The 26,114-nt window shown below is 69.5% G+C and carries 25 protein-coding genes and 1 riboswitch; of the genes, 9 read left to right on the forward strand and 16 right to left on the reverse strand.

Annotated elements, in window-relative coordinates; all coding sequences use genetic code 11:
- Positions 1-31 precede the first annotated feature (31 nt).
- The 9 genes from NQU54_RS29040 to NQU54_RS29080 all read right to left on the reverse strand — a co-directional run bounded on the left by NQU54_RS29040 (position 32) and on the right by NQU54_RS29080 (position 10,521).
- Complete coding sequence (locus NQU54_RS29040; protein WP_257633647.1) at positions 32-1,342, reverse strand: SAM-dependent methyltransferase; 1,311 nt, start codon at positions 1,340-1,342, stop codon at positions 32-34.
- Positions 1,343-1,560: 218 nt separating this feature from the next.
- Positions 1,561-2,940, reverse strand: coding sequence for an NAD(P)/FAD-dependent oxidoreductase (locus tag NQU54_RS29045; RefSeq protein ID WP_257633648.1), 1,380 nt, complete (start codon positions 2,938-2,940; stop codon positions 1,561-1,563).
- A gap of 395 nt (positions 2,941-3,335) precedes the next feature.
- Positions 3,336-4,295, reverse strand: coding sequence for a Ppx/GppA phosphatase family protein (locus tag NQU54_RS29050; protein ID WP_079257916.1), 960 nt, complete (start codon positions 4,293-4,295; stop codon positions 3,336-3,338).
- Positions 4,292-4,840 (reverse strand): DUF501 domain-containing protein, encoded by a 549-nt coding sequence (locus tag NQU54_RS29055; protein WP_167501982.1) that lies wholly within the window; start codon positions 4,838-4,840, stop codon positions 4,292-4,294. The genes NQU54_RS29050 and NQU54_RS29055 overlap by 4 nt, the downstream gene beginning before the upstream one ends.
- 67 nt (positions 4,841-4,907) lie before the next feature.
- Entirely contained in the window at positions 4,908-5,390 is a 483-nt protein-coding gene (locus NQU54_RS29060; protein ID WP_069873413.1) for an FtsB family cell division protein, read from the reverse strand.
- Positions 5,391-5,482: 92 nt separating this feature from the next.
- Positions 5,483-6,763: a phosphopyruvate hydratase gene (eno, locus tag NQU54_RS29065; protein ID WP_257633649.1), complete on the reverse strand. Its 1,281-nt coding sequence runs from the start codon at positions 6,761-6,763 to the stop codon at positions 5,483-5,485.
- A gap of 228 nt (positions 6,764-6,991) precedes the next feature.
- Positions 6,992-7,687, reverse strand: coding sequence for a LysM peptidoglycan-binding domain-containing protein (locus NQU54_RS29070; protein WP_257633650.1), 696 nt, complete (start codon positions 7,685-7,687; stop codon positions 6,992-6,994).
- 7 nt (positions 7,688-7,694) lie between these two features.
- A riboswitch (cyclic di-AMP (ydaO/yuaA leader) is annotated at positions 7,695-7,862 on the reverse strand.
- Between the two features lie 253 nt (positions 7,863-8,115).
- Positions 8,116-9,114, reverse strand: coding sequence for a transglycosylase family protein (locus tag NQU54_RS49415; RefSeq protein ID WP_306279160.1), 999 nt, complete (start codon positions 9,112-9,114; stop codon positions 8,116-8,118).
- Between the two features lie 153 nt (positions 9,115-9,267).
- The gene (locus NQU54_RS29080) at positions 9,268-10,521 is read right to left on the reverse strand and encodes a cytochrome P450 family protein (protein ID WP_257633651.1); all 1,254 of its coding nucleotides are present in this window, start codon (positions 10,519-10,521) and stop codon (positions 9,268-9,270) included.
- Positions 10,522-11,169: 648 nt separating this feature from the next.
- On the opposite strand from NQU54_RS29080, the gene NQU54_RS29085 reads away from it, so the two are divergent.
- The 7 genes from NQU54_RS29085 to NQU54_RS29115 all read left to right on the forward strand — a co-directional run bounded on the left by NQU54_RS29085 (position 11,170) and on the right by NQU54_RS29115 (position 17,921).
- Entirely contained in the window at positions 11,170-12,315 is a 1,146-nt protein-coding gene (locus NQU54_RS29085) for a sensor histidine kinase (protein ID WP_069873423.1), read from the forward strand.
- A complete protein-coding gene (locus NQU54_RS29090; protein WP_069873425.1) occupies positions 12,312-12,713 on the forward strand; it encodes a roadblock/LC7 domain-containing protein in 402 nt (133 codons plus the stop codon). The genes NQU54_RS29085 and NQU54_RS29090 overlap by 4 nt, the downstream gene beginning before the upstream one ends.
- The gene (locus NQU54_RS29095; RefSeq protein ID WP_069873427.1) at positions 12,710-13,081 is read left to right on the forward strand and encodes a DUF742 domain-containing protein; all 372 of its coding nucleotides are present in this window, start codon (positions 12,710-12,712) and stop codon (positions 13,079-13,081) included. Before NQU54_RS29090 ends, NQU54_RS29095 begins: the two co-directional genes overlap by 4 nt.
- On the forward strand, positions 13,056-13,646 hold the full coding sequence (locus tag NQU54_RS29100) for a GTP-binding protein (RefSeq protein ID WP_257633652.1): 591 nt from the start codon (positions 13,056-13,058) through the stop codon (positions 13,644-13,646). Before NQU54_RS29095 ends, NQU54_RS29100 begins: the two co-directional genes overlap by 26 nt.
- A gap of 9 nt (positions 13,647-13,655) precedes the next feature.
- Entirely contained in the window at positions 13,656-15,002 is a 1,347-nt protein-coding gene (locus NQU54_RS29105) for a cytochrome P450 (protein ID WP_069873431.1), read from the forward strand.
- A gap of 346 nt (positions 15,003-15,348) precedes the next feature.
- Entirely contained in the window at positions 15,349-16,497 is a 1,149-nt protein-coding gene (locus NQU54_RS29110) for a tryptophan dimethylallyltransferase family protein (protein ID WP_257633653.1), read from the forward strand.
- A 50-nt stretch (positions 16,498-16,547) separates the two neighbouring features.
- The gene (locus NQU54_RS29115; RefSeq protein WP_167501987.1) at positions 16,548-17,921 is read left to right on the forward strand and encodes a tryptophanase; all 1,374 of its coding nucleotides are present in this window, start codon (positions 16,548-16,550) and stop codon (positions 17,919-17,921) included.
- Positions 17,922-18,032: 111 nt separating this feature from the next.
- Here the strand turns inward: NQU54_RS29115 and NQU54_RS29120 are convergent, their stop codons facing one another.
- The 4 genes from NQU54_RS29120 to NQU54_RS29135 all read right to left on the reverse strand — a co-directional run bounded on the left by NQU54_RS29120 (position 18,033) and on the right by NQU54_RS29135 (position 21,029).
- Positions 18,033-18,452 carry a DUF6479 family protein gene (locus tag NQU54_RS29120; RefSeq protein WP_100807012.1) on the reverse strand — a complete coding sequence of 140 codons (420 nt, stop codon included), beginning with the start codon at positions 18,450-18,452 and terminating at the stop codon, positions 18,033-18,035.
- Positions 18,453-18,564: 112 nt separating this feature from the next.
- A complete protein-coding gene (locus NQU54_RS29125; protein WP_306279161.1) occupies positions 18,565-19,611 on the reverse strand; it encodes a nucleoside triphosphate pyrophosphohydrolase in 1,047 nt (348 codons plus the stop codon).
- Positions 19,572-20,189: a SurA N-terminal domain-containing protein gene (locus NQU54_RS29130; protein WP_079257924.1), complete on the reverse strand. Its 618-nt coding sequence runs from the start codon at positions 20,187-20,189 to the stop codon at positions 19,572-19,574. The genes NQU54_RS29125 and NQU54_RS29130 overlap by 40 nt, the downstream gene beginning before the upstream one ends.
- Before the next feature lie 144 nt (positions 20,190-20,333).
- The gene (locus NQU54_RS29135) at positions 20,334-21,029 is read right to left on the reverse strand and encodes an HNH endonuclease family protein (protein WP_257633655.1); all 696 of its coding nucleotides are present in this window, start codon (positions 21,027-21,029) and stop codon (positions 20,334-20,336) included.
- 83 nt (positions 21,030-21,112) lie between these two features.
- On the opposite strand from NQU54_RS29135, the gene NQU54_RS29140 reads away from it, so the two are divergent.
- Positions 21,113-22,576: a DUF2079 domain-containing protein gene (locus NQU54_RS29140; RefSeq protein WP_257633656.1), complete on the forward strand. Its 1,464-nt coding sequence runs from the start codon at positions 21,113-21,115 to the stop codon at positions 22,574-22,576.
- A 78-nt stretch (positions 22,577-22,654) separates the two neighbouring features.
- Here the strand turns inward: NQU54_RS29140 and NQU54_RS29145 are convergent, their stop codons facing one another.
- The 3 genes from NQU54_RS29145 to NQU54_RS29155 all read right to left on the reverse strand — a co-directional run bounded on the left by NQU54_RS29145 (position 22,655) and on the right by NQU54_RS29155 (position 25,587).
- A complete protein-coding gene (locus tag NQU54_RS29145; RefSeq protein WP_257633657.1) occupies positions 22,655-23,437 on the reverse strand; it encodes a VOC family protein in 783 nt (260 codons plus the stop codon).
- Positions 23,438-23,707: 270 nt separating this feature from the next.
- Positions 23,708-24,985, reverse strand: coding sequence for a L,D-transpeptidase (locus NQU54_RS29150; RefSeq protein ID WP_257633658.1), 1,278 nt, complete (start codon positions 24,983-24,985; stop codon positions 23,708-23,710).
- Between the two features lie 275 nt (positions 24,986-25,260).
- Complete coding sequence (locus NQU54_RS29155) at positions 25,261-25,587, reverse strand: hypothetical protein (protein WP_257633659.1); 327 nt, start codon at positions 25,585-25,587, stop codon at positions 25,261-25,263.
- Between the two features lie 100 nt (positions 25,588-25,687).
- Here NQU54_RS29155 and NQU54_RS29160 point away from each other — a divergent pair, with 100 nt between their 5' ends.
- Entirely contained in the window at positions 25,688-25,993 is a 306-nt protein-coding gene (locus NQU54_RS29160) for a hypothetical protein (protein ID WP_069873453.1), read from the forward strand.
- The last annotated feature ends 121 nt before the right edge of the window (positions 25,994-26,114 follow it).

Genomic DNA, 26,114 nt, shown 5'->3' on the forward strand with positions numbered 1-26,114 from the left:
CGGACGGGGACGTTCGCGTTGCGGCCGCGGATCAGCGCCAGTCGCGGGCTCGCAGCGGAAGTCCCGAGGCCCCGCCCTCGGGGGTGCGGACGGCGAGGATCTGGTTGACCCCGATCCGGTTGCGTTCGAAGGAGAGGGCGGAGGCGGCCATGTAGAGCCGCCAGACCCGGGCCCGCCCCGGGGAGGTCAGCCGCATGCCCCGCGCCCAGGACCGCTCCAGGTTGGCGACCCAGCGGCGCAGCGTGAGCGCGTAGTGCTCGCGGATGGCCTCCACGTCGCGCACCTCGAAGCCCGCCGCCTCCAGCTGGGTGACGGTCCGGCCGACGGGGGCGAGCTCACCGTCCGGGAAGACATAGCGGTCGATGAACTCGTCCACGTGGTACGCCTCTTCGTCCGGCTGGGGGCGCCGGGCGATCTGATGGTTCAGCAGCCGCCCGCCGGGCCGCAGCAGCCCGTACAGGATGGCGGTGTACTCGGCGTAGCGCACGGCGCCCACATGCTCGGCCATGCCGATCGAGGAGATGGCGTCGTAGGGCCCGTCCGGGACCTCGCGGTAGTCCTGGACCCGGATCTCCACCTGGTCGGTCAGCCCCTGGTCCGCGACCCGCTTACGGGCGTACGCCGCCTGCTCCTCGGAGAGCGTGACACCGACGGCGCTCACCCCGTACTCGCGCGCCGCGTGCAGCACCATCGAGCCCCAGCCGCACCCCACGTCCAGCAGCCGCTGACCGGGCTTCAGGGCCAGCTTGCGGCAGACCAGGTCCAGCTTGGCGCGCTGGGCCTCCTCCAGGGTGGAGTCCGGCCCGTCCCAGTAGGCGCAGGAGTAGACCATCGAGGGGCCGAGCACCAGCTCGTAGAAGTCGTTGCCGACGTCGTAGTGGTGGCTGATGGCCTTCCGGTCGCGGCGCAGGGAGTGCACCGGGCCGAAGGAGGTACGGACCTCCTCACGGGGCGGGGTCGGCGGCAGCCCCGGACCGGCGAGCGCGATCAGCCGCCGGGCGGCGGTGCGCAGCGCGGGGTCGCGCAGCGCCTGGAGGCCGGTGCGGAGCCGGGACCGCGGCGGGCCGGCGGGGCCGCGCTCCCACAGCAGCCCGGACAGCCGGTCGAGGGCCTCGTACAGATCGCCCTCGACATCGAGGTCCCCGGCGACCCAGCCACGGGCCAGGCCCAGCTCGCCCGGCCGCCACAGCAGCCGGCGCAGCGCCCTGCGGCGCCTGATCACCAGGGTGGGGGCACCGGGCGGACCGGTCTCGCTGTGGTCCCAGGCGCGGACGCGGATCGGGAGAGGGGTTCCCAGCACCTCCTCGGCCAGGGTGGCGATCCGCCCAGCGGCGTCGGCCATTTCGCACCTCCATGATGGCGAGTCAAGAAGATTCACTCACCACGTAAACACCATGGAAGCGGCTGCGCAGTCCCGCCGACACGTCTGGAATCGGCAAAACAGCTTCAAAAGCGCGCCATCGGAGGGCGTCCGAGGGCAGACGTAAGGGCGTCCGCCCCACGGATGGCGGACGCCCTCGGCGTCAGTCGTACGGATCCGGCCGGGTATCCGGCCGGTGGTCAGGATGCCTTGGCCTTCTCGGCCGGTACCGACGGCTTGGCCACGGCGGCGGCGCTGACCGGGGAGGCGGCCTCGTAGAACTCCTCGCGGGGGTTCTCGATGGCACCGAGCGAGACGACCTCGCGCTTGAGGAACATCCCCAGCGTCCAGTCGGCGACCACCCGGATCTTGCGGTTGAAGGTCGGCATGGCCATGCCGTGGTAGCCACGGTGCATGTACCAGGCCAGACGGCCCTTCAGCTTGATCTTCATCTTGCCGAAGACGATCATCGCGACGCCCTTGTGGAGGCCCAGTCCCGCGACGGCACCCTTGTTGGCGTGCTTGTACTCCTTCTGCGGGAAGCCCCGCATACCGGAGACCACGTTGTCACCGAGGACCTTCGCCTGGCGCAGCGCGTGCTGGGCGTTCGGCGGGCACCAGGCTCCCTCGCCGACGGCGAGGTCCGGGACCTGGGCGTTGTCACCGGCGGCCCAGATGTAGTCGGAGCCCTGGACCTGGAGGGTCGGGGCGGTGTCCACATGGCCGCGCGGGCCGAGCGGCAGGCCGAACCGGGCGAGCGCCGGGTTGGGCTTGACGCCGGCGGTCCACACGATGGTGTTGGAGTCGACCTCCAGGCCGTTCTTGAGGACGACATGGCCGTCGATGCAGGAGTTCATCGAGGTCTCGAGGTAGACCTCGATACCGCGCTTCTGGAGGTGCTCCAGACCCCACTTGCCCAGCTTCGGGCCGACCTCGGGGAGGATCTTGTCGGCGGCGTCGACGAGGACGAACCGCATGTCCTCGCGCTTGACATTGGGGTAGTACTTGGCGGCGTCACGGGCCATGTCCTCGACCTCGCCGATGGTCTCCGCACCGGCGAAGCCACCGCCGACGAAGACGAAGGTGAGCGCCTTGCGCCGGATCTCCTCATCCGTGGTGGAGTCGGCCTTGTCGAGCTGTTCGAGGACGTGGTTGCGCAGGCCGATGGCCTCCTCTATGCCCTTCATACCGATACCGTTCTCCGCGAGACCGGGGATCGGGAAGGTGCGGGAGACCGCGCCGAGGGCGACGACCAGGTAGTCGAAGGGCAGCTCGTACGTCTCGCCGACGAGCGGCTGGATGACGGCGACCTTGCGGTCCTGGTCGATGGTCGACACTCGGCCGGTGAGGACCTCCGCCTTGGGGAGCACGCGCCGCAGCGGAACCACGACGTGGCGCGGGGAGATGCTGCCGGCAGCAGCTTCGGGGAGGAAGGGCTGGTACGTCATGTACGAGCGGGGGTCGACGACCGTGACGGTCGCCTCGCCGTACCGCATCTTCTTGAGGATGCGGCGCGCCGCGTACAGGCCTACGTACCCACCGCCTACAACGAGGATCCTGGGACGCTCCGTGGTGCTCATGATTCGAGTATCCAGCACCCCCAGGGGGGCACCTCGTGAGCCCCTTCACAAGCATGGTGGAGGTATCTGCTACACTCCGCCGCCCCCGTGCTGGATACCATACGAACGGGGCGGAACCACTGGCCGGATTCACACGTTCCCGGCCCCCCTGAGCAGGGCTTGTGACTGAACGCGGGAGTAGACCACGCACCCCGCACAGGGGTCCGCGACACCTCCCCGACACCTCACGATCCGGTCAGTTATGGGCCCCGGTCACCGAAACCGCCCCGGAGCGCCGCATCGGGCGGCCACCAGGCGCCTTTTTCATGTGAAGAGTTTCACGAACTTTCCCGGAGGGGCCTCGCGGAGGGCCCCCGAAGGGGGTTCCGGGGCCGCTCATACGTTATTCCACCCGCTCAGGCGATGCTCCAGGCGATCCCGTCGAGGATGTCATGTTCGCTCACCACGACCTCCTCGGCACCGGTCCGTTCCATGATCGAAAGCAGGATGAGCGCCCCCGCTCCGATCACGTCGACCCGCCCCGGATGCATCACCGGGATCCTTGCCCGCTCGTCGTGGGTGGAGCCGAGCAGCTTGCCGGTGATCTCGCGGACCTGGTCGAGGGTGATCCGGGAGTGGTGGATCGCGGAGGACTCGTACTCCGCCAGGCCCAGCGCGATCCCGGCCACCGTGGTGACCGAACCGGCCAGCCCGACCAGGGCGTGGCCGTCCGCGGGACGGCAGGCGCGGGTGAGCGGCACGGTCCGCTCGGCGAGGTCCAGCGCCGTGTCGACATCGCGCTTTATGGCCGCGATCTGATCCTCCGTCGGGGGATCGGTGATCCGGCCGTCCACCGCCAGATGGCGCTCGGTCAGCCGGACGCAGCCGATGTCCACGCTGCGGGCCGCCCGCACCCCCTCGCCGCCCTCGACGAACTCCGTCGAACCGCCGCCGATGTCCACCACCAGATACGGCCCGGGCACATGGGACCGGCCCATGAGCTCCTTGGTGGCCCCGGTGAAGGAGAACTCCGCCTCCTGGTCCCCGGTGATCACCTCCGGTTCGACACCCAGGATCTCCATGACCCCGCGCACGAACTCCTCGCGGTTCTCGGCATCGCGGGACGCGGAGGTGGCCACGAAACGGACGCGCTCGGCGCCCAGCTCCCGGATGACCTCGGCGTACTCGCGGCAGGCGGCGAAGGTGCGCTCCAGTGCCTCGGGGGCCAGCCGGCCCGTGCGGTCCACGCCCTGGCCCAGCCGGACGATCTTCATCCGGCGGTCGAGCTCGATCAGCTCCCCGGTGGCCGGATCGGCGTCGGCCACCAGCAGCCGGATCGAGTTGGTGCCGCAGTCCACGGCGGCGACGCGGGTCATGCGCTCTCCTCCCGGCTCGCGTCCTCGGCCCCGCGGGGGCCGACACACGGTCCCTTGCGCCACCACTCCGGCAGCATCGCGAGCGCCTCGTCCCCGAGCGGATTGACCCCGGGGCCGGCCGCGAGCGCATGGGCGACCAGGACGTGCAGGCACTTCACCCGGTCCGGCATCCCGCCCGCGCTGGGGAAGCCCTGGAGCACCTCGACGGCGTCGCGGCGCGCGATGTAGTCCTCGTGGGCGGCGCGGTAGGCGGCGGCGAGTTCGGGATCGGTGGCCAGCCGGGCCGTCATCTCCTTCATCACGCCCCCGGCCTCCAGCGTGCCGATCGCGGACGCGGCGCGCGGACAGGTCAGGTAGTAGAGGGTGGGGAAGGGCGTACCGTCCTCGAGCCGCGGCGCGGTCTCCACGACGTCCGGATTGCCGCAGGGGCAGCGGTGCGCGATCGCACGCAGACCCCGGGGCACCCGGTTCAGCTGCTCCCGTACGGCGTGGATGTCCGCGTCGGTGGGCGCGGTGGGCTCCGTCTGGGGCGGGGGCGTATCCATGAGTGGGAAGTTCTTCTTCTTCGTTTCGATTCGTCACCGGGTGCGCCGGTGGCCGGGGCGCGGCGCCTCAGCGGGCCGCGCCGGCCGCCCCCGCCGCGTCCGCCGTGTCCACGGCGTCCCAGAGGTTGGTGTACCAGGGCCGGCCGGCCGCGCCCTGGTCGGTGGAGCGCTCGGCGGAGCCGCTGCCGTCCACCACGCTGTAGCCGGTCTCCCCCGGCATCAGGAAGTGCAGCCGCTCCCGGGCCTGCCGCTCGGTGTAGGCGGGGTCGCGCAGCCGGGCCTTCTGCTCCCGCAGCTGCTTGACGTCCTCACGGGCCCGCTGGGCCTCGCGCCGCTGCTCGGCGATGTCGGAGCGCTGGGAGATGTACTGCCGCATCGGATAGGCGAGCGCCACGACGAGGGAGCAGACGACCAGCGCGAGCAGGGCCGCCCGGCCGGTCAGCCGGCCCCGGCGGCGCTTGGTCCGCACGCGGTAGACCCGGGCGGCGGCGTGCTCGCCGAGCGCCTTGAGCCTGGTCGCGGTGGAGAACCGTTCGCGATCCGCCGGCACGTCGCCTCCCCGGTGATGACTTCGCTTCGAGTAACGCCGTCCCCGGCCACGGTACGGGACCGCAGCCGGGGACGGGTGTCAGACGTGTCCGCTCAGCCCTTGAAGCGCGGGAAGGCGGAACGGCCCGCGTACACCGCGGCGTCGTCGAGGATCTCCTCGATGCGCAGCAGCTGGTTGTACTTGGCCACCCGCTCGGAGCGGGCCGGGGCGCCGGTCTTGATCTGGCCGCAGTTGGTGGCGACGGCCAGGTCGGCGATGGTGACGTCCTCGGTCTCACCGGAGCGGTGCGACATCATGCACTTGTAGCCGCTGCGCTGGGCCAGCTCGACGGCGTCCAGGGTCTCGGTCAGCGAGCCGATCTGGTTGACCTTGACCAGCAGGGCGTTCGCGGTGTCGCTCTCGATACCGCGGGACAGCCGCTCGGGGTTGGTGACGAAGAGGTCGTCGCCGACCAGCTGGACCTTGTCGCCGAGCTGCTCGGTGATGGTCTTCCAGCCCTCCCAGTCCTCCTCGTTCAGCGGGTCCTCGATGGAGACCAGCGGGTACGCGTCGACCAGCTCGGCGTAGTACGAGGTCATCTCCGCGGCGGTGCGGGACTGCCCCTCGAACTGGTAGGTGCCGTCCTTGTAGAACTCGGACGCGGCGACGTCCAGCGCGAGCGCGATGTCCTGGCCCGGCTGGTAGCCGGCCTTCTTGACCGCCTCGAGGATCAGGTCGAGGGCCTCGCGGTTGGAGCCGAGGTTCGGCGCGAAGCCGCCCTCGTCGCCGAGGCCGGTGGACAGACCGCGCTCCTTCAGCACGGACTTCAGGGTGTGGTAGACCTCGGTGCCCCAGCGCAGGGCCTCGGAGAAGGACTCCGCGCCGACCGGGGCGATCATGAACTCCTGGATGTCCACATTGGAGTCGGCGTGCGACCCGCCGTTGAGGATGTTCATCATCGGGACCGGCAGCAGATGGGCGTTCGGGCCGCCGAGGTAACGGAAGAGGGGGAGGTCGGACGCCTCGGAGGCGGCGTGCGCGACGGCGAGGGAGACACCGAGGATCGCGTTGGCGCCGAGCGAGGACTTGTCCGGGGTGGCGTCCAGGTCGAACATCGCCTGGTCGATCAGCCGCTGCTCGGTGGCGTCATAGCCGACCAGCTCGGGACCGATCTGCTCGATCACGGCGAGGACGGCCCTCTCCACGCCCTTGCCGTTGTAGCGGTTCTTGTCGCCGTCACGGAGCTCGAGGGCCTCGAAGGCGCCGGTGGAGGCGCCGGACGGAACGGCGGCACGGCCCGTGCTGCCGTCGTCGAGGCCGACCTCGACCTCGACCGTGGGGTTGCCTCGCGAGTCGAGGATCTCGCGAGCTACGACGACGTCGATGGACGGCACGAGGTTCTCCTTCGTATGGGTCTGCGGTAGCAGCACGAGCCTAACGGGCCGGGAGGGCTGCGCCCCGCGTTCGCCCGCCCCACGAGACGGGGGCGTGACACAAAAAACGAGATTCCGGATTACATATCCGGATTTCCGGGGAATGCGTGAGCCCCGGCGGAACGTGCCGTCGGGGCGGCACGTTCGGCCGGGGCTCGTTCAGGCCGTAGCCGTATCCGTGGCCGTGGCTCAGCGGAGGTGCAGCTGCTGGCCCGGGAAGATGAGGTCGGCCTTCTCGATGATGTCCTTGTTCAGCTTGAAGAGCTTCTTCCAGCCGCCCTTGACATCGTGCGCCTTGGCGATCTTGCCGAGGGTGTCGCCGGACTTGACCTTGTACTCGCCGTCACCCTTCTTGATCGGGCCACGGGTCTCCTGGCGCGCGGCGTGCTCGGGCGCGGTGCGGGGCTCCGCCTTCGGCTGGGCCGGCTTGGCGGCCGGGGCCGACTTGGTGGAGGCCGAGGACTGGTCCTGCGAACCGGACGGCGCCGACGGCGCGGACGGCGCGGACGGGCTGCCGCCGGAGGTCAGGCCCGTACCGCAGACCGGCCAGGCGCCCTTGCCCTGGCTGCCGAGGACCTTCTCGGCGATCTGGATCTGCTGGGCCTTGCTCGCCTTGTCCGCGGTGGAGGCGTAGGCCGTGCCGCCGTAGGCGGCCCAGGTGGAGCTCGAGAACTGGAGGCCGCCGTAGTAGCCGTTGCCGGTGTTGATGGACCAGTTGCCGCCGGACTCGCACTGCGCGACCTGGTCCCACTGGGAGGTGGTGGCGGCGGAAGCGGAGGTCGCCCCGATCAGCGGCGCCGCCACGGCGGCACCGGCGAGACCGGTGAGTGCGGCGATACGGGTGGCCTTGGAGGGGCGGCGGTGCTTCCCGTTGGACTTGAGCATGTTTGGTTCGTTTCCTCACCGACGCCTACGAGGTGAGCTGTCGGGTTCGGACGTGAGTTGCCCGGCCGGTCGCGATGGTCGCGCCCGGCTTCACCCCTAGCCGACAAGCCCGTGTCCACAGGCCACTCGGCACCTACCTTGGGTCCCCCGCTCCTGCCTTCGGCGCTGACGCGTCGGTTCCCCCCGACCGCCGGCAGGATTCGGCGTGACGATCGGCGGTGCCCGCGGTGGCGAGCGGAAAAACGGTAAACACACCTTCCGAGAACGTTCAAACACCCCAAGCGGAGCGAATGGGTATGTAATTGATCTCACCCGGCCCACATCGACGCAGGTGGGCCAGGCGAGGAGAGATCGGACACGGGGTACGGCCCGGATATTGTGACGAGATGCATGTCTCACGGGAACCAGATCGGGCAATTCCCCCCGAATCACTGCTCCCTGATGGTGAGGTCAAGTCGCTGACCAGGGATGATCAGGTCGGGGTCGACCCCGATGAGGTCCTCGTTGTTTTCGTAGATCCCTTCCCAACCCCGGGCCACGTTCCGGTGCTCGGCGATCCCTGACAGGTTGTCACCGGGGCGAACGGTGTAATCGTCACCCGCGGGGCTCTGCTCGCGGTCCGAAGCCTCGCGCGAGGCATGGCGCCCGGAGGGCCGGGCGTCCGACGAACCGCCGTCATCGGCCCGCTCCCCTGCGTCCGGGGCGCCGCGGTGGCGGCCGGAGGACGTGGGGCCGGCGGAGGGAGTCGTCGAGGGCGCCTTCGCGCGGTCGGAGCCGCCCGACTCCGGACCGTCCGACTCCGGACCGTCCGAGGCCCGGCGATCCGACTCCGAGCCGTCCCGCCCGTCGGGGGACTTGGAGGCGTGGGGCGCCTCGGACCCCTCGGTCGAGCCCGGCTCATCCGTCTTATCGGTATTGCCGGATGTCTCCGAACCGTCCCGCGACGGGGAGGAGGAGCCGTCCTGCCCCCGGTCCCCCGGCTCGTCCCCGCCGCGGCCCGTGCCCGGGTCCGGGGTGGCCGCACCGCCGGGGTCCACATCGGGGGCGCCGGCGTCATCGGCGAGCCCGGCGCCCAGCGCACAGCTCGGCCAGGCGTCGGGGCCACGGTCGCCGAGGATCGCCTCGGCGACGGATATCTGCTGGGAGCGGCTGGCCAGGTCGGGGCGCGGGGCGTACTCCGTGCCGCCGTACCGCTTCCACATGTCGAGGGTCAGCTGAAGCCCGCCGTAGAAGCCGTTGCCCTCGTTGGCACTCCACATCCCGCCGCTCTCGCACTCGGCGACCTGGTCCCAGGTGGCGGCCGGGGCGGCCTGTGCGCCGGCCGCCCCGAAGAGGGGGATGGCGAGGCCCGCCCCCGTGACCCCCGCCGCGACGATGATGGCCGGGACCTGACGAGGGCGACGGTGTCGACCATTACCGGAACGCATGCGATTGACCTCTCCTAGGCGCTATGGCGACTCGGTTTGCCGGTGAACATAGCGAGGGCCCTCGATCATCACAAGCGGATGTATCCCAGGTCACGCCGAGGTCACACGGCTGATGTTTCGTCACCTATGTCGCGCCGTACGGGGCTTGGGCCCTCAGCCGCCGGTGGAATTCCAGGTCACCGGAAGCGTGCGCAGCCCGCGCATGATGAGCCCGCCGCGCCATCGCAGATCCTCCGGATCGGCCGCGAGCCGCAGTCCGGGCAGCCGCCGCAGCAGGGTGCCGATCGCGGTCCGGGCCTCCAGCCGGGCCAGCGGGGCGCCCAGACAGTAATGGATGCCGTGGCCGTAGCCGAGGTGCTGATTGTCCCGGCGGGTGAGGTCGAGGACATCCGGCGCCGCGAACCGCTCGGGGTCCCGGTCGGCGGCGGCGAGCACCACCAGCACCGGCTCGCCCTCGGCGATGCGCTGCCCCGCGAGGGTGAGCGGCTCGGTGGCGAACCGCCAGGTGGCGATCTCCACGGGTCCGTCGTAGCGCAGCAGCTCCTCGACCCCGGCGGCCAGCAGCCGCTCGTCCCCTTCTTCCACCGCCCGCTGCATATGGGCGCGCTGCTCCGGATTGCGCAGCAGTGCGTAGACGCCGTTGCCGATCAAGTTGATGGTCGTTTCGAAGCCGGCGAAAAGAAGCACGAAGCACATCGCGGCGGCCTCGTTCTCGGTGAGGTGCTCACCGTGGTCGCTGGCCCGGATCAGCCCCGAGATCAAGTCCTCGCCGAAATCGCCGCGCTTGCGGTGGATCAGCTCGGCGAGGTACCCGCGGATCCGCTTCACCGCTCGGGCCACTCCGCCCCGGGGCCCGGAGCCGTGGCGGATCATCATGCCCGCCCAGTCCCGCAGATCGTCCTGGTCCTCCCGCGGCACCCCGAGCAGATCGCAGATGGCATAGATAGGGAGGGGAAAGGCGAACTCATGGATGAGGTCCGCCTCTCCCCTCTCCTCGAAGGCGTCGATGAGCTGATCGGTGAGGGTCCGCACCCGGGGGGCGAACTCGGCCACCCGGCCCGGGGTGAACGCCTTCGACACCAGCCGCCGCAGCCGGGTGTGGTCCGGCGGGTCGATATTGAGCAGATGCGTCATCAGCTCGGCGCTGCGCTCCCCGGGGATGCCCACCTTGCCCTTGGCGTGGGCCGCCGCGCTGTGCCGCTGGGGGTTCTTCGAGAGCCGGGGATCGGCCAGCGCCTTCTTTGCATCCGCGTAACGGGTCACCAGCCAGGCGTCGACACCGCTGGGCAGCGTGGTGCGGTGCACGGGGGCGTGGTCGCGTAGCCAGGCGTACGCAGGGTAGGGATCGGTGGCGAACTCCCAGGTGAAGAGGGTGGGAGCGGAGCTGTCACAGGGCTGTTCCGACACCCCCCGACGATACCGGCGAGGGCCCGCCCCGCCCGGTCTGCCGGAAGTACCGGGAGACGAGCGAAATAACGGAATAAGCGAAACAAAGCGAATAAAGGAGTCATGAGCGGGATGAATGGCTAGCGGAATTCACCATTCATCTCCACACACCCTTCACGATCCACACACAGCGCGGGTCGAATGCCCGGATATCTGATGGCTGAGGCCCCCGTTCGGCGGATGCCCGCGCCGCCCTGGTACGAACCCCCGAGACCTGCCCTGACGTCGGTCAACGCAGTGAACTGGCGGTGCATATGAGCCAACGTCAGATGAACGAATGGGACTGGGGCACATGCGCGGAGACCGGGGTTACCGGTGATACGATCACCGCGCTTGCCAGGCGAGCCAAGGGCGCGTAAGACACACGGCGATCCGGCACATCAGCCGAGAGGATCCCCACTCTGAGGAGCATTATGCCGCCAGTTGGGCATATGGAGCCGTTCCGGCGCACCGACGCCTGTGCGCTGCCGTCGGCAAGACGAGTGCGATGTCCCCGGAACCCGCGGGCGCCGTACGGGCGCTGACTTACCGCCGCTCAGACCATTCCAGACGCAAACGCACCACACCCCCTAAAGTCCCTGGCGGTCTAGTCGTTTAAAGAGAGTCTCAATGACGCAATATCTACAGGATCCAGCACTCTGGGCCCTGATCGCTGGCACGCCTCTCGCCGCAACCGCCATTATCCGCGGGCGAAGGGCGCGGGCGAATCTGCGCCAGGAGAAGGCGGAGCTCGAGAAACGCTCGGCCGAGCTCGAGAACAATTACGCCGAGGCGGTGCAGGACGCCCAGAGTCGCGCCGAGGAAGCCACCAAGAGCGCGCTGAAGTCCGCTATGCGTACGCTTCAGGGTCTCGCCAACGAGCAGCAGCTGGCCCTCTCCAAGACACAGGAAAAGTACGGCGAGCACCAGCTTCTCCAGGACCTCCTGGAGATCGACCACATGAACTCGCAGTTCGGTCGGCGTGCCCAGTCCATCGCGGTGCTCTGTGACGGCTGGCTGGGCCGGCAGCGGGCCGTGGCCTCGGTGTACGACGTGGTGCGCAGCGCGAAGGGCCGCATCCGTCACTACACCCGGGTGGAGATCCGCTCGCAGAGCAACTTCGCCCTGGTGAGCCGGGCCGTGGAGCCGGTCGCACTGGCGCTGGCCGAGCTTTTGGACAACGCGACCAGTTACTCCGCTCCCGACTCGCCGATCGACATCACCATTCGTACCGTCCCCAAGGGCGTCTGCGTCATCATCGACGACGCCGGCGTCGGTATGAACGAGGAGGAGAAGAACCGGGCGGACAAGCTGCTCTCGGCCACGCACGCCACAGGTGTAACAGGACTCGGCAATCCGCCGCAGTTCGGTTTCGCGGTGATCGGTGTGCTCGCCGCGCGCTACGGCTTCACGGTGTCCGTCGATTCGGCCTCTCCCTACGGTGGTGTACGCGCGGTTGTGCTTCTCCCCGAGGACCTTCTGACCAATATGCCCGAGCCGGAAGAGCAGCCGACGACCCACGTTCCCGACGCGGCCGACGAGCCGCATATGAGCGGTTCCACCTTGAGTGCTTCCACCGTGAGCGGTTCCACCACCGGGGGCCTGCCCAAACGTCGCCGCAAGGGTGCGATTTCCATCGTCCCCAGAACGGACGCCCAGGGTGCCCAGGGCCGGACGAGCGAGGAAACCGCTTCGATCATGGGCGCCTTCCAGCGCGGCACTCAGTCCGGACGCTCAGCATCAAACCCGAACAGGGAAGGGCATGATCCTCAGTGAACAACGACCTGTCATGGATGCTTGAGAGCGCCCTGGAAGTACCAGGGGCTCGTCACGCGATCCTGGTCTCCGCCGACGGTCTGCTGATGGCCCGTTCTCAAGAGGTCGCAAAGGACGAGGCCGACACCGTCGCGGCGGCGATGAGCGGCATCCAGTCGCTGAGCCGCACCATGGCCGGCTTCTGCGGTGGCACCCATATGACGTGGCGCCAGACCCTGGTCGAGTTCGACGGTGGCTGGGTCTTCCTCATCTCCGCGGGTGAGGGCGCCTATCTGGCGGTCTCCTCCGCTCCGGATGTCGACATGGCCGACATCACCTTCCGGATGCAGCAGCTTGTCGGGCAGCTCGGCAAGGCGCTGACCACACCACCTCGCGAAAACACCGGTATCCAGGCATGACGGCACCAGGCGAGCAGGAGCCCGAGTCCGCTCAATTAGTGCGACCGTACGTCATCACCAACGGTCGAGGGCTCCCGGAGAATGACCAGTTCAACCTGATCACACTGGTCACCGCGTCCGAACAGAGACAACCCGGTCATCTCGACCCGGAGAAGCGCAGGCTCTTGGAGCTGTGCGCGGGTGGTTACCTCTCGGTTGCCGAGATAGCCGGGCATATGGGGCTTCCGATCGGCATCGTGAAGGTCCTGCTGTCCGATCTCTCGACGGACGGATATCTGGTCACCCGCGCCCCCGCGCCTCCCGCGCAGCTTGTCGATGTTTCGCTCCTTCAGGAGGTGCTGGATGGGCTCCAGGCCCGTTTCGGATGACGACGTCTATCTGAACGAAGCGGTGCAGATCGCGGCCAAGATCCTGGTCGTAGGGCACTTCGCGGTCGGCAAGACGACGTTCATCGGCACCATGTCCGAGATCCCTCCGCTGCGCACCGAGGAGCGGATGACTCAGGCCGGAGCCCACGTCGATGACCTCATGGGCACCCGGGGCAAGACCACGACCACCGTGGCCATGGACTTCGGTCGCCTCACGCTCAGCGACAGACTTGTCCTGTATCTCTTCGGCACACCTGGACAGGAACGCTTCGTCCAGGTGTGGGAGGACATGACCCGAGGCGCCCTCGGGGCACTGATTCTCGTCGATCCCGAACGGCTCAAGGAGTCCTTCCCGGTGATCGACTTGGTGGAGCACTACGGGCTCCCCTATGCGATTTCCGTCAACCACTTCGACGGCACACCGGACCGCCCCGACGAGGAATTGCGCGAGGCGCTCGATCTGCTGCCCGAGACCCCGATCGTCACCTGTGACGCACGTGACGAGAAGTCATCGGCCAACGCGCTGATAACGCTTGTCCGTTACCTACAGGAACGTACCCGCTAGGAGCACCTGATGAACATGCAATCGGATTTTCCGGCGGTGCCACCACCCGGCTGCCCCGCCCATGGCAGCGGCAAGCGGGTGCCGCTGTACGGGACGGAGTTCGCCGCCGATCCGGGTGCCTACTACACGTATATGCGCTCGTACGGCCCGGCCGCGCCGGTAGAGCTCTCCCCGGGGGTCGAGGCCACGCTGGTCACCGACTACTCGGCGGCGCTCCAGCTGCTTCAGAATCCGGACACCTTCCGGAAGGACTCGCGCCGCTGGCGCGACTACAACGAAGGCAAGGTCAGTCGGGACAATCCGGTCGTCCCGCTGCTGGAATACCGGCCGAACTGCATGTTCACCGATGGCGCCGAGCATATGCGGCTGCGTCAGGCGGTGACCGACAGCCTGGCCCGGGTGGATGCGCATCGACTGAGCCGCCATGTCGAGCGCGTCTCGGAATATCTGATGGACCAGTTCCTCGCCCGGGGCTCCGCCGATCTGCTCAACGATTACGCCAAGCTGCTGCCGCTGTTCGTTTTCAATGAACTCTTCGGATGCCCGGCCGAGATCGGCGACCGGGTCATCTTCGGTATCTCCGGGATTTTCGACGGAATCAATGCGGAGAAGGCGAACGAGGTACTCGGCCAGAGCGTCGCCGAGCTCGTCCAGCTGAAGCGCAAGCAGCCCGGGGAGGATGTCACCTCCTGGCTTATGCAGCACCATGCCCAGCTGAACGATGAAGAAATGGTTCATCAGCTGGTGCTGTTGCTGGGTTCCGGCGCCGAGCCCCAGCGGAATCTCATCGCCAACGCACTGCTGCTCCTGCTCTCCGACGAGCGGTACTCGGGAGCCGGGCTGCTGGTCGAGGACGCCATAGACGATGTGCTGTGGAACAGCCCGCCGATGGCCAACTACGCTCCGCATTATCCGGTTTCGGATGTGGACTTCGCCGGAACCCGGCTGCGGGCCGGCGATCTGGTACTGGTCTCCATCGCGGCCGCGAACACCGACCCGGCCCTGTCCGCCTCCCGGCAGCAGCTCAGCAAGCGGGCCCACCTCGCCTGGAGCGCCGGTCCGCACGCCTGCCCGGCCAAGGACACCGCTCAGCTCATTGGTGTGGTGGCCATCGAAAAACTGCTCAACAAGCTGCCGGACATCGAAATCGCGGTGCCGGAGTCGAGTCTCACTTGGCGTCCGGGCCCGTTCAACCGCGGGCTTACCGCACTGCCCGCCCGATTCACTCCGATACGTACGGATAAACAGCCTGTTACCAGGCAGGAGATCCCCACGGGCGATCATCGCGCCCACGCCCAGAATAAGCAGGAGAGGGGCGGCTTGTGGAGTTCGTTCCTCACATGGTGGAGGGCGTGATCTAGGTCACACCAGGGTTCCTATTTCATACCGCATGAATGCTCAACAGGACGGGTAGGAAGTATCGCGCAATTTTTGTTGGCCAAAATCTAAGAGGAGCTGTCGTGAGGTCTCCCGCCGCCGACGACATCAGTGTCGGTCGACGATCAGCGGTTTCACTCATACCTCGACCGCACCCCCACCCCTGCGGCCAATCGAACACCTACCCTAATTTCGCGGAAGCACACGCGATAGGAACCCAGATACCCGCCCCACCGGGCGGGTATCTTCTCGTGGGACGTGAAGAGCGGGTTTTCCCGCCGCACAAACCCAAACAGCCGTTCCTCTCGATTCAGCGGGAGGTTCGATGAACGGTTTCCGTTCGGGTGAGGTGCTGCTCGGTGACCTCGCCACGGGGCAGCTGACCCAGCTGTGCCAGGTGGCGGGGTTGAGCGAGGCCGATACGGCCGCCTACAGGGGGGTGCTGATCGAGAGTCTGGGGGCCTCGGCCGGACGGCCGTTGGCCCTGCCGCCCCCGTCGCGAACCTTTCTCTCCGACGACCACAGCCCCGTGGAGTTCTCCCTGGCGTTCCTGCCGGGCCGGACTCCGGATTTGCGGGTGCTGGTGGAGCCGGGTTGCTCCAGCGGCGACGACTTGGCCGAAAATGGCCGGGCCGGTCTCCAGGCGATCCACGCCATGGCGGACCGCTGGGGGTTCTCGACCAACCAGCTCGACCGGCTCGAGGACCTGTTCTTCCCCGGCTCCCCCCAGGGCCCGATGGCCCTGTGGTGCGCTCTGGAGCTCCGCCCCGGCGGGGTCCCCGGGGTGAAGGTCTATCTCAACCCCTCGGCGAACGGCGCCGACCGGGCCGCCGAAACGATCCGCGAGGCGCTGGCCAGGCTGGGCCATCACCAGGCGTTCGACTCGCTGCCCCGGGCGGAGGGCTTCCCGTTCTTCGCCCTGGACCTCGGCGACTGGGACGCCCCACGGGTGAAGGTCTACCTCAAGCACCCCGGCCTGTCCCCCACCGAAGCGGGCTCCCTCGCCAGGATGACGCCCGCGCCGGGCCGGGAGGGGCTGGAGGAGTTCTTCCGCACCGCCGGCGACCTCCCCGCCCCCGGGGAACTCGGCGCCGACGACGAGGGCACCGACCGGCTCACCGGACGCCCCGCCCTCACCTGCCACTCCTTCACGGAGACGGCGAGCGGACTGCCCAGCGGATACACCCTCCACGTGCCCGTCCGCGACTACGTCCGGCACGACGGCGAGGCACGGGAGCGGGCAGTGGCCGTACTGCGCGGCAATGGCATGGACAGTACGGCCCTGGACCGGGCGCTGGCGGCAGTGAGCCCGCGCCCCCTCGGCGACGGTGTGGGCCTGATCGCCTATCTGGCACTGGTCCACCAGCGCGGCCGACCGCTGCGGGTGACCGTCTACGTCTCCTCCGAGGCGTACGAGACACGGCCGCCCCGCGAGACGCTCCCCACCCGCGACCGGGTGCGGGCACGGCTGTGACATCCGCCGAGACACGGAACAACGAACAGAAGACAGGAGCAGCGGTCAGCGTGGAGCCGTACAGGATCAAGGTTGTCGAACCGATACCCTTCACCACACGGCAGCAGCGCGAAGAAGCGCTGAAGCGTGTCAACTACAACCTCTTCGACCTGCGTGCCGAAGAGGTGACCATCGATCTGCTCACCGACTCGGGCACCGGGGCACTCTCCGCCGCCCAGCTCGCCGCGGGAATGGCCGGCGACGAGTCCTACTCGGGATCCCGCTCGTTCTACCGGTTCCACGAGACGGTCACCGAGCTCACCGGTTATGCGCATGTCCTCCCGGCCCACCAGGGGCGCGCAGCGGAGCGGGTGCTGTTCACCACCCTGCTGGAGCGCGGCAATCTGGTGCTGTCGAACACCCACTTCGACACCACCCGGGCCAATGTCGAGCTGAACGAGGCCGAGGCGCGCGATCTGCCGTGTCCGGAGGCCAAGAACCTCGACAGCACCGACCCGTTCAAGGGCAACATCGACCTGGACGCGCTCGCCCGGACGCTGTCCGGGCCCGAGGGCTCCCGGGTGGCGGTGGTGGTCATGACGATCACCAACAACGGCGGTGGCGGCCAGCCCGTCTCCATGGAGAACCTCAAGCGGACGGCCGCGCTGTGCCGTCAGCACGGGGTTCCGCTCTTCCTGGACGCCGCCCGGTTCGCGGAGAACGCCTGGCTGGTCACCCGCCATGAGGAGGGCTACCGCGACCGCACCCCCCGGCAGGTCGCGGAGGAAGCGTTTCGGCTGGCCGACGGCTGCATGATGAGCGCCAAGAAGGACGGCATCGTCCACATCGGCGGCTTCATCGGCACCAACGACCCGGAGCTCGCCCAGAAGTGCGAGCTGCTCCTCATCGCCACCGAGGGGTTCGCGACCTACGGCGGTCTGGCCGGACGCGACCTCGACATGATGGCGCAGGGGCTGACCGAGGTGACCGAGGTGAGCTATCTCGCCGAGCGCGCCGGGATCGCCTCCCACCTCGCCCAGCGGGTCCGCGCCGCGGGCGTGGACATCGTCGAGCCGCCCGGTATGCACGCGCTCTACCTCAACGCCGGACGGCTGCTGCCGCACATCCCGCCCCACCACTACCCGGGCCACGCCCTGGCCTGCCAGCTCTACCTGGAGGGCGGCATCCGCTCGGCCGAGCTGGGCTCGCTCTACCTCGGTGAGGAGGACGAACACGGAAACCCGGTGAAGAGCGCGCCGTACGAACTGGTCAGGCTCGCCCTGCCGCGCCGGGTCTACACCCGTAGCCACTACGACCACGTGGGTGAGACGCTCGCGAAGATCGCCAAGAACGCGGACCAGGTGTACGGCTTCCGGATCACCGAGCAGTCCCCGATCCTGCGCCACTTCCGCGCCACGCTGGAGCCGGTGCCCCTCAGGGGCTGACCGACGCACGACCGGACCGCGGGCCCGGCACCGGAAACCACCGGTGCCGGGCCCGCGTCGTACGCCCGCCCCGGCGCGCCGCCCCGGCACCCGGTGCCGGGTGCACGCCGCTCAGCCGTTGCCGAACGAGCCGCTGCCGCCCTCGGTCCAGGTCGGCCGGGTCTCCGCGCCGCCCTCGCCGGAGTCCCGGGTCCCGGAGCCGCCCAGTTCGTACGGACGGCGGCGGCCACCGTCCCGGTCCAGCTCATCGGGCTCGCGGTGCTGGGTGACATAGCCGACCCGGTCCCCGTCGTCCTGGTGCCCCGGGCCGTGGCCCGCCGCCCTGGCCTCGTGGTCGGCCTCCTGGGCCCTCTGCCAGGCACCGGCGCGGGGCTGCGGCCGCTGGGGCGGGGCCGATTCACGGGCCCGTAGCCGTATCCCCCACCACACGGCCCCGACGCACAGGATGACGACCACCAGACCGACGATGAACGGACCCGTCCCGATCAGCAGGTCCCGGGCCACGGCGAGATCCTCGGTGTACGTATCCATCCCTGCCGGGTACCCGGACCCGCCCGGATATCACCCGGGCCTCCGGGACCACACGGCCCCCGCGCCGTCCTACCGCGCCGCCTGAGCCCGCAGCCGACTTCCGCCGGTCCGCTCAGCCCTCCGCCGCCCGGATCGCGTCACGGTAGGAGCGGGCCGCCGCGCGCAGCGCCGCCTCCGGGTCCACACCGTCCGCCTCGGCGCGCACCGCGAGCGCCAGCAGCTCATAGCCGATGCCCGAGCCGTCCGGCAGCGCCACGTCGAGACCGGCCGTACGGGCGCGGAAGGCCAGCTTGGCGGTCAGCGCGAGCGAGGGCTGAGCGAGCGGTACCCCTTCGGTGACCGAATCGCGCCGCTTCTCGGCCGCCTTGGTCCGCAGCCAGTGGCGCCGGACGTCCTCGGCGGTCTCGGCGGACTCGTCGCCGAAGACATGCGGATGGCGGTGGATCAGCTTGTCCACGATGCCGCCCGCCACATCGTCGATCGAGAACGGGTGCTCGGGGTCGTCCTGGGCGATCCGGGCGTGGAAGACGACCTGGAGCAGCACGTCCCCGAGCTCTTCGAGCAGCGCCTCGCGGTCGCCCTCCTCGATGGCCTCGACGAGTTCGTACGCCTCCTCGATGCCGTACTTCACCAGCTCCTCGTTGGTCCGGGTGCCGCTCCACGGGCATTCGGCGCGGATCCGGTCCATGACCTGCACCAGATCGAGCAGCCGCGCGCCCGGCAGATCGTAGGAACCGGGCAGCAGCTCCAGGTCCGGCATCGCCGCACGGCCGGATCCGGCCAGCCGCGCCAGCCCGTCGGTCAGCTCGGACTCGCCCTCGGCGGAGGTGATCACGACGGCCGTGCGGCCACCCTCCGCCAGGCAGTAGTCGACCAGTTCGCGCGCGGCCGGGGAGCCCGGCTCCACCTCGACGCCCGCCTCCCGCAGATACGGCAGCTGCGGATGGTCCGGATCGCCGGAGAGCACCCGGTCGGCACCGCGCAGCGCCTGCCAGGCGGGCCAGGACAGCAGCCCGGGGGCCACCCGGTGGCTGGTGGTGAGCAGGACGATGCGGCCGGTGGGGGCGGTGGCGTCGGCGGGGGCGGGCGAGTCAGGTGCGGTCACCCCTGAAACGTAACTTACGCCTGCTCCGGGGTACCGCCGGAGGTGCGCAGCCATGCCTCCTTGGCCAGGACGGCGGTGCCCTGGGTGTTGTCCCACTTTCCGTAGCGGGGGTTCACCTTGATGTGGAGCGCCTTGGAGGTCTGGGTGAACACCTCGTTGACCTTGGAGGTGCCCAGCTTGCGCAGCAGGCCGTTGCGCGTGAGGTCCATCCGGACCGCCTCGTCGATCCCGTCGGGCGCGATGCCCTGCTGGAGATACAGGGCGCGCAGGGCGGTGCCCCCGCCGCTCTGCTTCTCCGCGGCGGCGCGGGCACGCTGGACCTCGCGGCGGCTGGGGCTGATCCCGTTGTCCTCACCGGCCCGCTCGATCACCCGGAACTGGATCATCCGGATCAGCGTGTCCTGGCTCAGCCGGCCGCTGCCCGCGACCATCTGAGCCGCCCTCGGGTCATTGCCCTGCGCCTCCCGGACGGCCTTGACCTGTGACTGGAGCTGGGACACGGTGATCCGGCCGTCGTCCAGGACCGCCGCGGCGCCGGGCCGCGGAGCGTCGCCGCACGCGGTGAGCAAAGGCGCGGAGAGCAGCAGCGCGGACGCGGCGGAGACGGTGAGCGCAGTACGGCGGCGGATCATTGAGCCTCCCGGCAGAGATCGTGCGGCGCGACAAACGATCTGGCGTTGATCGATGGTATGGAGTCGGCGCGGCCTAGGCCACTGCTTGGACAACGATTCACCACGGTCTTGGTCAGCCTCCGGCCGCCGTCCACCCGGCAGGGCCTACCGGCCGCCGGTGCGCGCGGGCAGTTTCATGGTGGGGCAGCCGCCCAACACCCGCCGCATCGCGGCCTTCTCCGCCCCGGTCACCCACAGCCCGTACACCTCCTTCACCACCACCTGACGCGCCACATAGTCGCAGCGGTACGCCGTGTTGGGCGGCAGCCAGGTCGCCGCGTCGCCATCGCCCTTACGGCGGTTGGCGGAGGCGTCCACGGCGATCAGGTTGAGCGGATCGTTGGCGAACGCCAGGCGTTTGTCCCGGTCCCACTTCCAGGCGCCCTTCTGCCAGGCGTCCGACAGCGCGACCACATGATCGATGTCCACCTTGCTGCGGCCCCGGACGAACCGCACATCGCGGCCGGTGTACGGCTCGTCGGTGAGCGTGCCCGAGGCGACCAGGCAGTGGCCGTCGCGGAACTTCACGTCCTTCAGGTCCCGCTTGAGGATGTCGTCGCGGGTCCCGCAGCCGTTGTCGTCGGTGTCCACCCACGAGCTGCCGAACTCATCGCGCTCATAACCCGTCTTCGGCGCACGCCCCTTGACTGTGAGCGAGGCCACAGCGGAGAGAGCCGATCCGGACACCGCGGGCCCGCTCGTACCGCCCCCGCCCTTCTCCCCGGCCTTGCCGTCCTGGTCACCGGCCTTGCAGCCGCCGACCGCCAGCAACGCGGCCAGCACCACCGCAGAACCCCGCATCGGTATGCGAAACCGTCCCTGCAACCTTCCCGCCCCCTTCGCGTATCTTTTCGCACAGACCGCCCACACGATAAGGACCCTGGATGGACACGGCCGCAACCGCTCCGCCCGGCACCGGCGCCGAGGGGGCGACCGCCGTCACCACGGGGCGTACCCGGCTTCTCACGAGGGCAGGCGTACTGCGGCATCCGCGGGCCGATCCGTACTGGCTGGCCCTCGCCCTCTTCGCCGCCTTCACGGCGCTGTCGGTCTGCCGCTACCGCCGCATGGCCACCATGTCCTGGGACCTGGGCATCTTCGAGCAGGCGATACGGGCATACGCGCACTTCCAGGCCCCCATAGCCGACCTCAAGGGCCCCGGCGCCAATATCCTCGGCGACCACTTCAGCCCCATCACGGCGCTGCTCGGCCCCGTCTACCGGCTCTTCCCCGGCCCGGTCACCCTGCTCGTCGCGCAGGCGGCGCTGTTCGCCGTCTCCGCCGTCCCCGTCACCCGCGTCGCCGCCCGGCTGCTGGGGCGCGGCCGGGGGCTCGCGATCGGCATCGCCTACGGGGTGTCCTGGGGCGTCCAGCGCGCCGTGGACTTCGACTTCCACGAGATCTGCTTCGCCGTACCGCTCATCGCCTTCTCCCTGGAGGCGGTGATCCGCGGGCGCTGGTACCCGGCGATGCTGTGGGCCGCCCCGCTGGTCTTCGTCAAGGAGGACATGGGCGCCACGGTGGCCGCGATCGGCGCGGTCATCTGGCTCCGCGCCCGGCGCGACCCCGAGCGCGGCCACCGCGCCGTCCCGCTCGCCGTCGCGCTGATGGGCTTCGGCGTGGTGGTCTCGGCGCTCGCGCTCGGCGTGGTCATCCCCGGCTTCAACGGCGGGGGTTCGTACGACTATTGGGACAAGGTCGGCAGCGGCGGTGAGCAGACCGGCACCGTCCCCTTCGCCACCGCGCTGCGCACCCTGCTGTGGATCCTGCTGCCGACCACGGGTCTGCTGGCGCTGCGCTCCCCGCTGCTGCTGGCCGCCGTGCCCACCCTCGGCTGGCGCTTCCTCTCCCACGACGACCACTACTGGGGCACGGACTGGCACTACAGCGCGGTGCTGATGCCGGTCGTCCTGCTGGCCCTGGTGGACGCCCTGGACCGGGTCCGCGACACCCGCCGGCCCTGGCTCGCCTCGTACGCCCGCCAGCTGCCCGCCGCGGTGTGCGGGGCGGCCCTGGCGCTGTCGTCCTCGATGCCCCTGTACGGCCTCACCCAGGGCGCCACGTACGACAGGCCGTCGCAGACCCGCGCGGTCGAGCGGCTGCTGGACCGGATCCCGGACGGGGCGACGGTGGAGGCCAACGTCGGGCCGATAAGCCGGCTGACCAGCCGCTGCCGGGTGCTGTGGGTCGGCGCCACACGCGGCATACAGCCGGACTACATAGCCCTCCAGGAGCCGCCGGAGCGCACCGAGCGACAGGTGCTCGACTACGCGGGGCAGCTCCACCCGGGCACGCCCTACACGCCCCTCGGCTCCACCTCCGGCTACTTCGTCCTCAAGCGGGGCTGAGCAGGGTCCCGGAGCCGCCGAGCGGGGTCCTGAAGCCGCTGAGCGGGGCTCTACCCCGGTTCAGCCGCGGCCCGCGGCTCAGCTCATGGGCCTCGGCGCGATGAGGGCGAACGGCGCCCCCTGAGGATCCCTCACCACCGACATCCGGCCCGCGACCATGTCGTACGGCGGGCGCAGGACCGTACCGCCCGCGGCGGACACCTTCGCCGAGACGCGGTCGGCGTCCTCCACGGCGAAGTAGACCAGCCAGTGCGGGGGCACCTCCGGCGGCATCCCCTCCCGCAGCGGCTGGAGCCCGCCGACCGTACGGCCGTCCACGGAGATCCCGAAGTAGCCCTCGGCGCCCTCCATCGGGCTCGACTCCAGACCCAGCGCCTCCGCGTAGAAGGCCGAAGCCGCCTCGCGGTCGGTGGTGTTGAGCTCGTTCCAGATCAGCGTGCCCGGCTCGTTGACGAGACCCGCGCCGGAGAAACCGAGCGGCTGCCAGACGCCGAAGACGGCGCCCAGCGGGTCGGCCGCCACCAGCATCCGCCCGAGGTCCATCACCTCCATGACCGGCAGCAGCACGGTGCCTCCGGCCCGGCTGACGGCCTCCGAGGTGGCCTGGGCGTCGGCGGAGCAGAAGTAGGTGGTCCAGACGGTCGGCGGCGGGGCCTCCTCGCCCACCGACTGTGCGGACATGACGCCCGCGACGGGCTTGCCCCGCAGGGTGCACATGGCGTAGCCCCCGGCCTCCGCGGGGCCGACCTCTCCCTCCCAGCCGAACAGCCCGGAGTAGAAGTCCAGGGCGGCCCGCTGGTCGGGGACCATCAGATCGATCCAGCAGGGCGTTCCGGGCTGATAGGACGTGACTTCGGGCATGGGGCCGCCTCCGTATCGCCACTTCCGGCCGTGCGCGGCCGGTACGGGATGCCCCCATGGCCCATTCTCCTCCGGCCGGGCCGTCACGCCACTCGACGGGGATGGCCACCGCGCGCACCCGTCCATGGACAGGCCGTCACCCCGGTTCCCCGGCCGTCACGCCCGTTCTCCGGCCGCTCCCGGGCCCGCCGCGTCCCCCACGTCAAACCGCCGGGCGGCGGCCGGCCCGAAGGCCGGCCGCCGCCCGGCGGTGGTGAGGGTGAGGGTGCGTCAGGCGCCGCCGACGGCGCTTCCGGCCACCCACTGGTTCCAGTCCATGTTCCATCCGTTGAGGCCGTTGTCCGGCTGGACGGTCTTGTCCTTGGAGTTCTTCACGATGACGACGTCACCGACCTGGGAGTTGTCGTAGAACCAGGCGCCGTCCGTCTTGGGGTCGCCCGCGCCCTTGGTGTCCGACAGACCCACACAGCCGTGGCTGGTGTTGACGTTGCCGAAGATGGACTTGGCGCCCCAGTAGTTGCCGTGGATGAAGGTGCCCGAGGTGGACAGCCGCATCGCGTGCGGCACGTCCTTGATGTCGTACTCGCCCTTGCCGTCGTCGTCCGTGAAGCCGACCGTCGCACCGTTCATCCGGGTCTCCTTGAACTTCTCGGAGATCACCATCTGACCGTTGTAGGTCGTGTTCTCGGGGCTGCCGGCCGAGATCTTGATGGTCTTCAGCAGCTTGCCGTCGCGGACGACCTTCATCTCCTTCGACTCGGCGTCGACCGTGGAGACCTGGGAGTGGCCGATCTTGAAGTTGACGGTCTTCTCCTGGACGCCCTTGACACCGGGCGACGCCTCGACGCCGTCCAGGTCCAGCTTCAGGGAGACGGTCGAGCCCGCCTTCCAGTAGTCCTGCGGGCGCAGGTCGAGCCGGTTGCCGCCGAACCAGTGGCCGACCACCTGCTGGCCGCTGCTGGAGGTGACCTTGATGTGCGACTCGACGTCCTTCTTGTTGGTCACCGCCTTGTCGAACCGGATGGACACCGGCATGCCCACACCGACGGTGGAGCCCTCCTCCGGCGTGAAGTTGCCGATAAAGCTGTTGGCGGGCGAGACGGTGGTGAAGGACGAGTTCTCGGTCGCCTTACGGCCCTTGGAGTCCTCGGCGGACGCCGTGATCTTGTACTCGGTGGACCGCTCCAGCTGCCCGCTCGGCTTCCAGGACGTCTTGTCGGCCGATATGGTCCCGGCCACGGTGTTGCCGGTCGCCGCGGACGTCATCGTGACGGAGGAGAGCTTGCCCCCGCTGACCGTGACCTTGGTGTCACTGTTGATGCCCGCGTTCGTCGCACCGGCCTTCGGCGTGATCTTGATGTGGGCGTCCGACGCGTCCTTGGCGGCCGCCTCGTCGACCTGCGACTGCGACTTGTTCCCGTCGTTCTTGGCGTCGTCGCCGCCGCCATCCCCACCGCACGCGGCGAGAGTGAGTACGCCGCCGAGCACGGCGGCCACGGCCACCAGCCCCTTACGGCGCTTGCCGTCCGTCATCACACGCTTCTCCATTTGACCTGGATCTTGATCTGGACCCCAGAAACCCCGGACCTGCCTGACAAGAACGCCTGTACCTTTTGGCCGGTTCCACGCACAGTAAAACTGTGCGCAAGGCCACTTAGCAAAGGCATGGCCCAAGCCTAAGTCCCTCCGGTAACCGGACCCGTACGGCTCCGCCGTCCTAGCCGCCCGAAGTACCGACTGGTGACTGATGCCGACCGACCGTCCCGGCCGTCCTCATTCGTCCTCGACTGCCCTCAGTTGCCCTCTGCCGTCCCCAGTTGCCCTCAATCGTCCTCGTCCAGATCGACGAAGGCCCCTGACCACTCGGCGGCGCGAGGATCGTAGTCGACATGCTCGCTGCTCCAGGACGCCTGAACCAGTTCGACCCCCGGCACCTCCTCCACCAGCTCGAACGGCTCGACCAGATAGGCCAGCGCCTCGGCCTCGTCCGACTCCACCATGCGGCGTGCGTGGCCCCGTTCCTCCTCGGCCAGGGACTCATCGCCGTCGATCTGCTCGTACGTCGCCCGCCGCAGCCGGTCCGGATCGGCGATCTCCACCACAAGGTCCACGCGAAGACGGACAAACCGTGTTGTCTCGGTACTCGTCATGCGACGGAGGTTAGGGGTCCGACCCGTCTCGCTTCCGCACGACCCGCAGTTGTCACTACGATCGGGCGCACGGGGTCAATTTGCCGCAGCCTCAAGGAGGATGCCGTTGTCCGCACGCCGACCGCTGCTGACCGCCGCCGCTGCCGGTTCGCTGCTGTGCGCCCTGTGGTTCGTCCCGTCCGCCAACGCCACGGTCGAGGACCCGGGGGCGTCATCGGCGACCTCGCAGACATCCGGGAGTTCGACCGGGGCCGGACCCAGGACCGAGGCCGTGCCCGACGGGGATCTGGCCGACACCGGCAGCGTGGACATCACCCCGTATCTCTTCGGCGGCACGGCCTTCCTGGGCCTGGGCGTCGCCATGGTGACCGCCTCCGTGCGGCGCACCCGCCCGGAGGCGTACTGAGCGCTCCGCCGGAAGTGCCCTGACCTGCCGTCGACCATCCGCGGCAGCGTCGTGGCCGGTCGCGGCGGAGCCGCACATCGACACGGCTCAGCGCCCCTTCAGGGCGCCTTCCGAACCGCGG

The organism is Streptomyces malaysiensis subsp. samsunensis, assembly GCF_024519315.1.
GTDB lineage: Bacteria > Actinomycetota > Actinomycetes > Streptomycetales > Streptomycetaceae > Streptomyces > Streptomyces malaysiensis.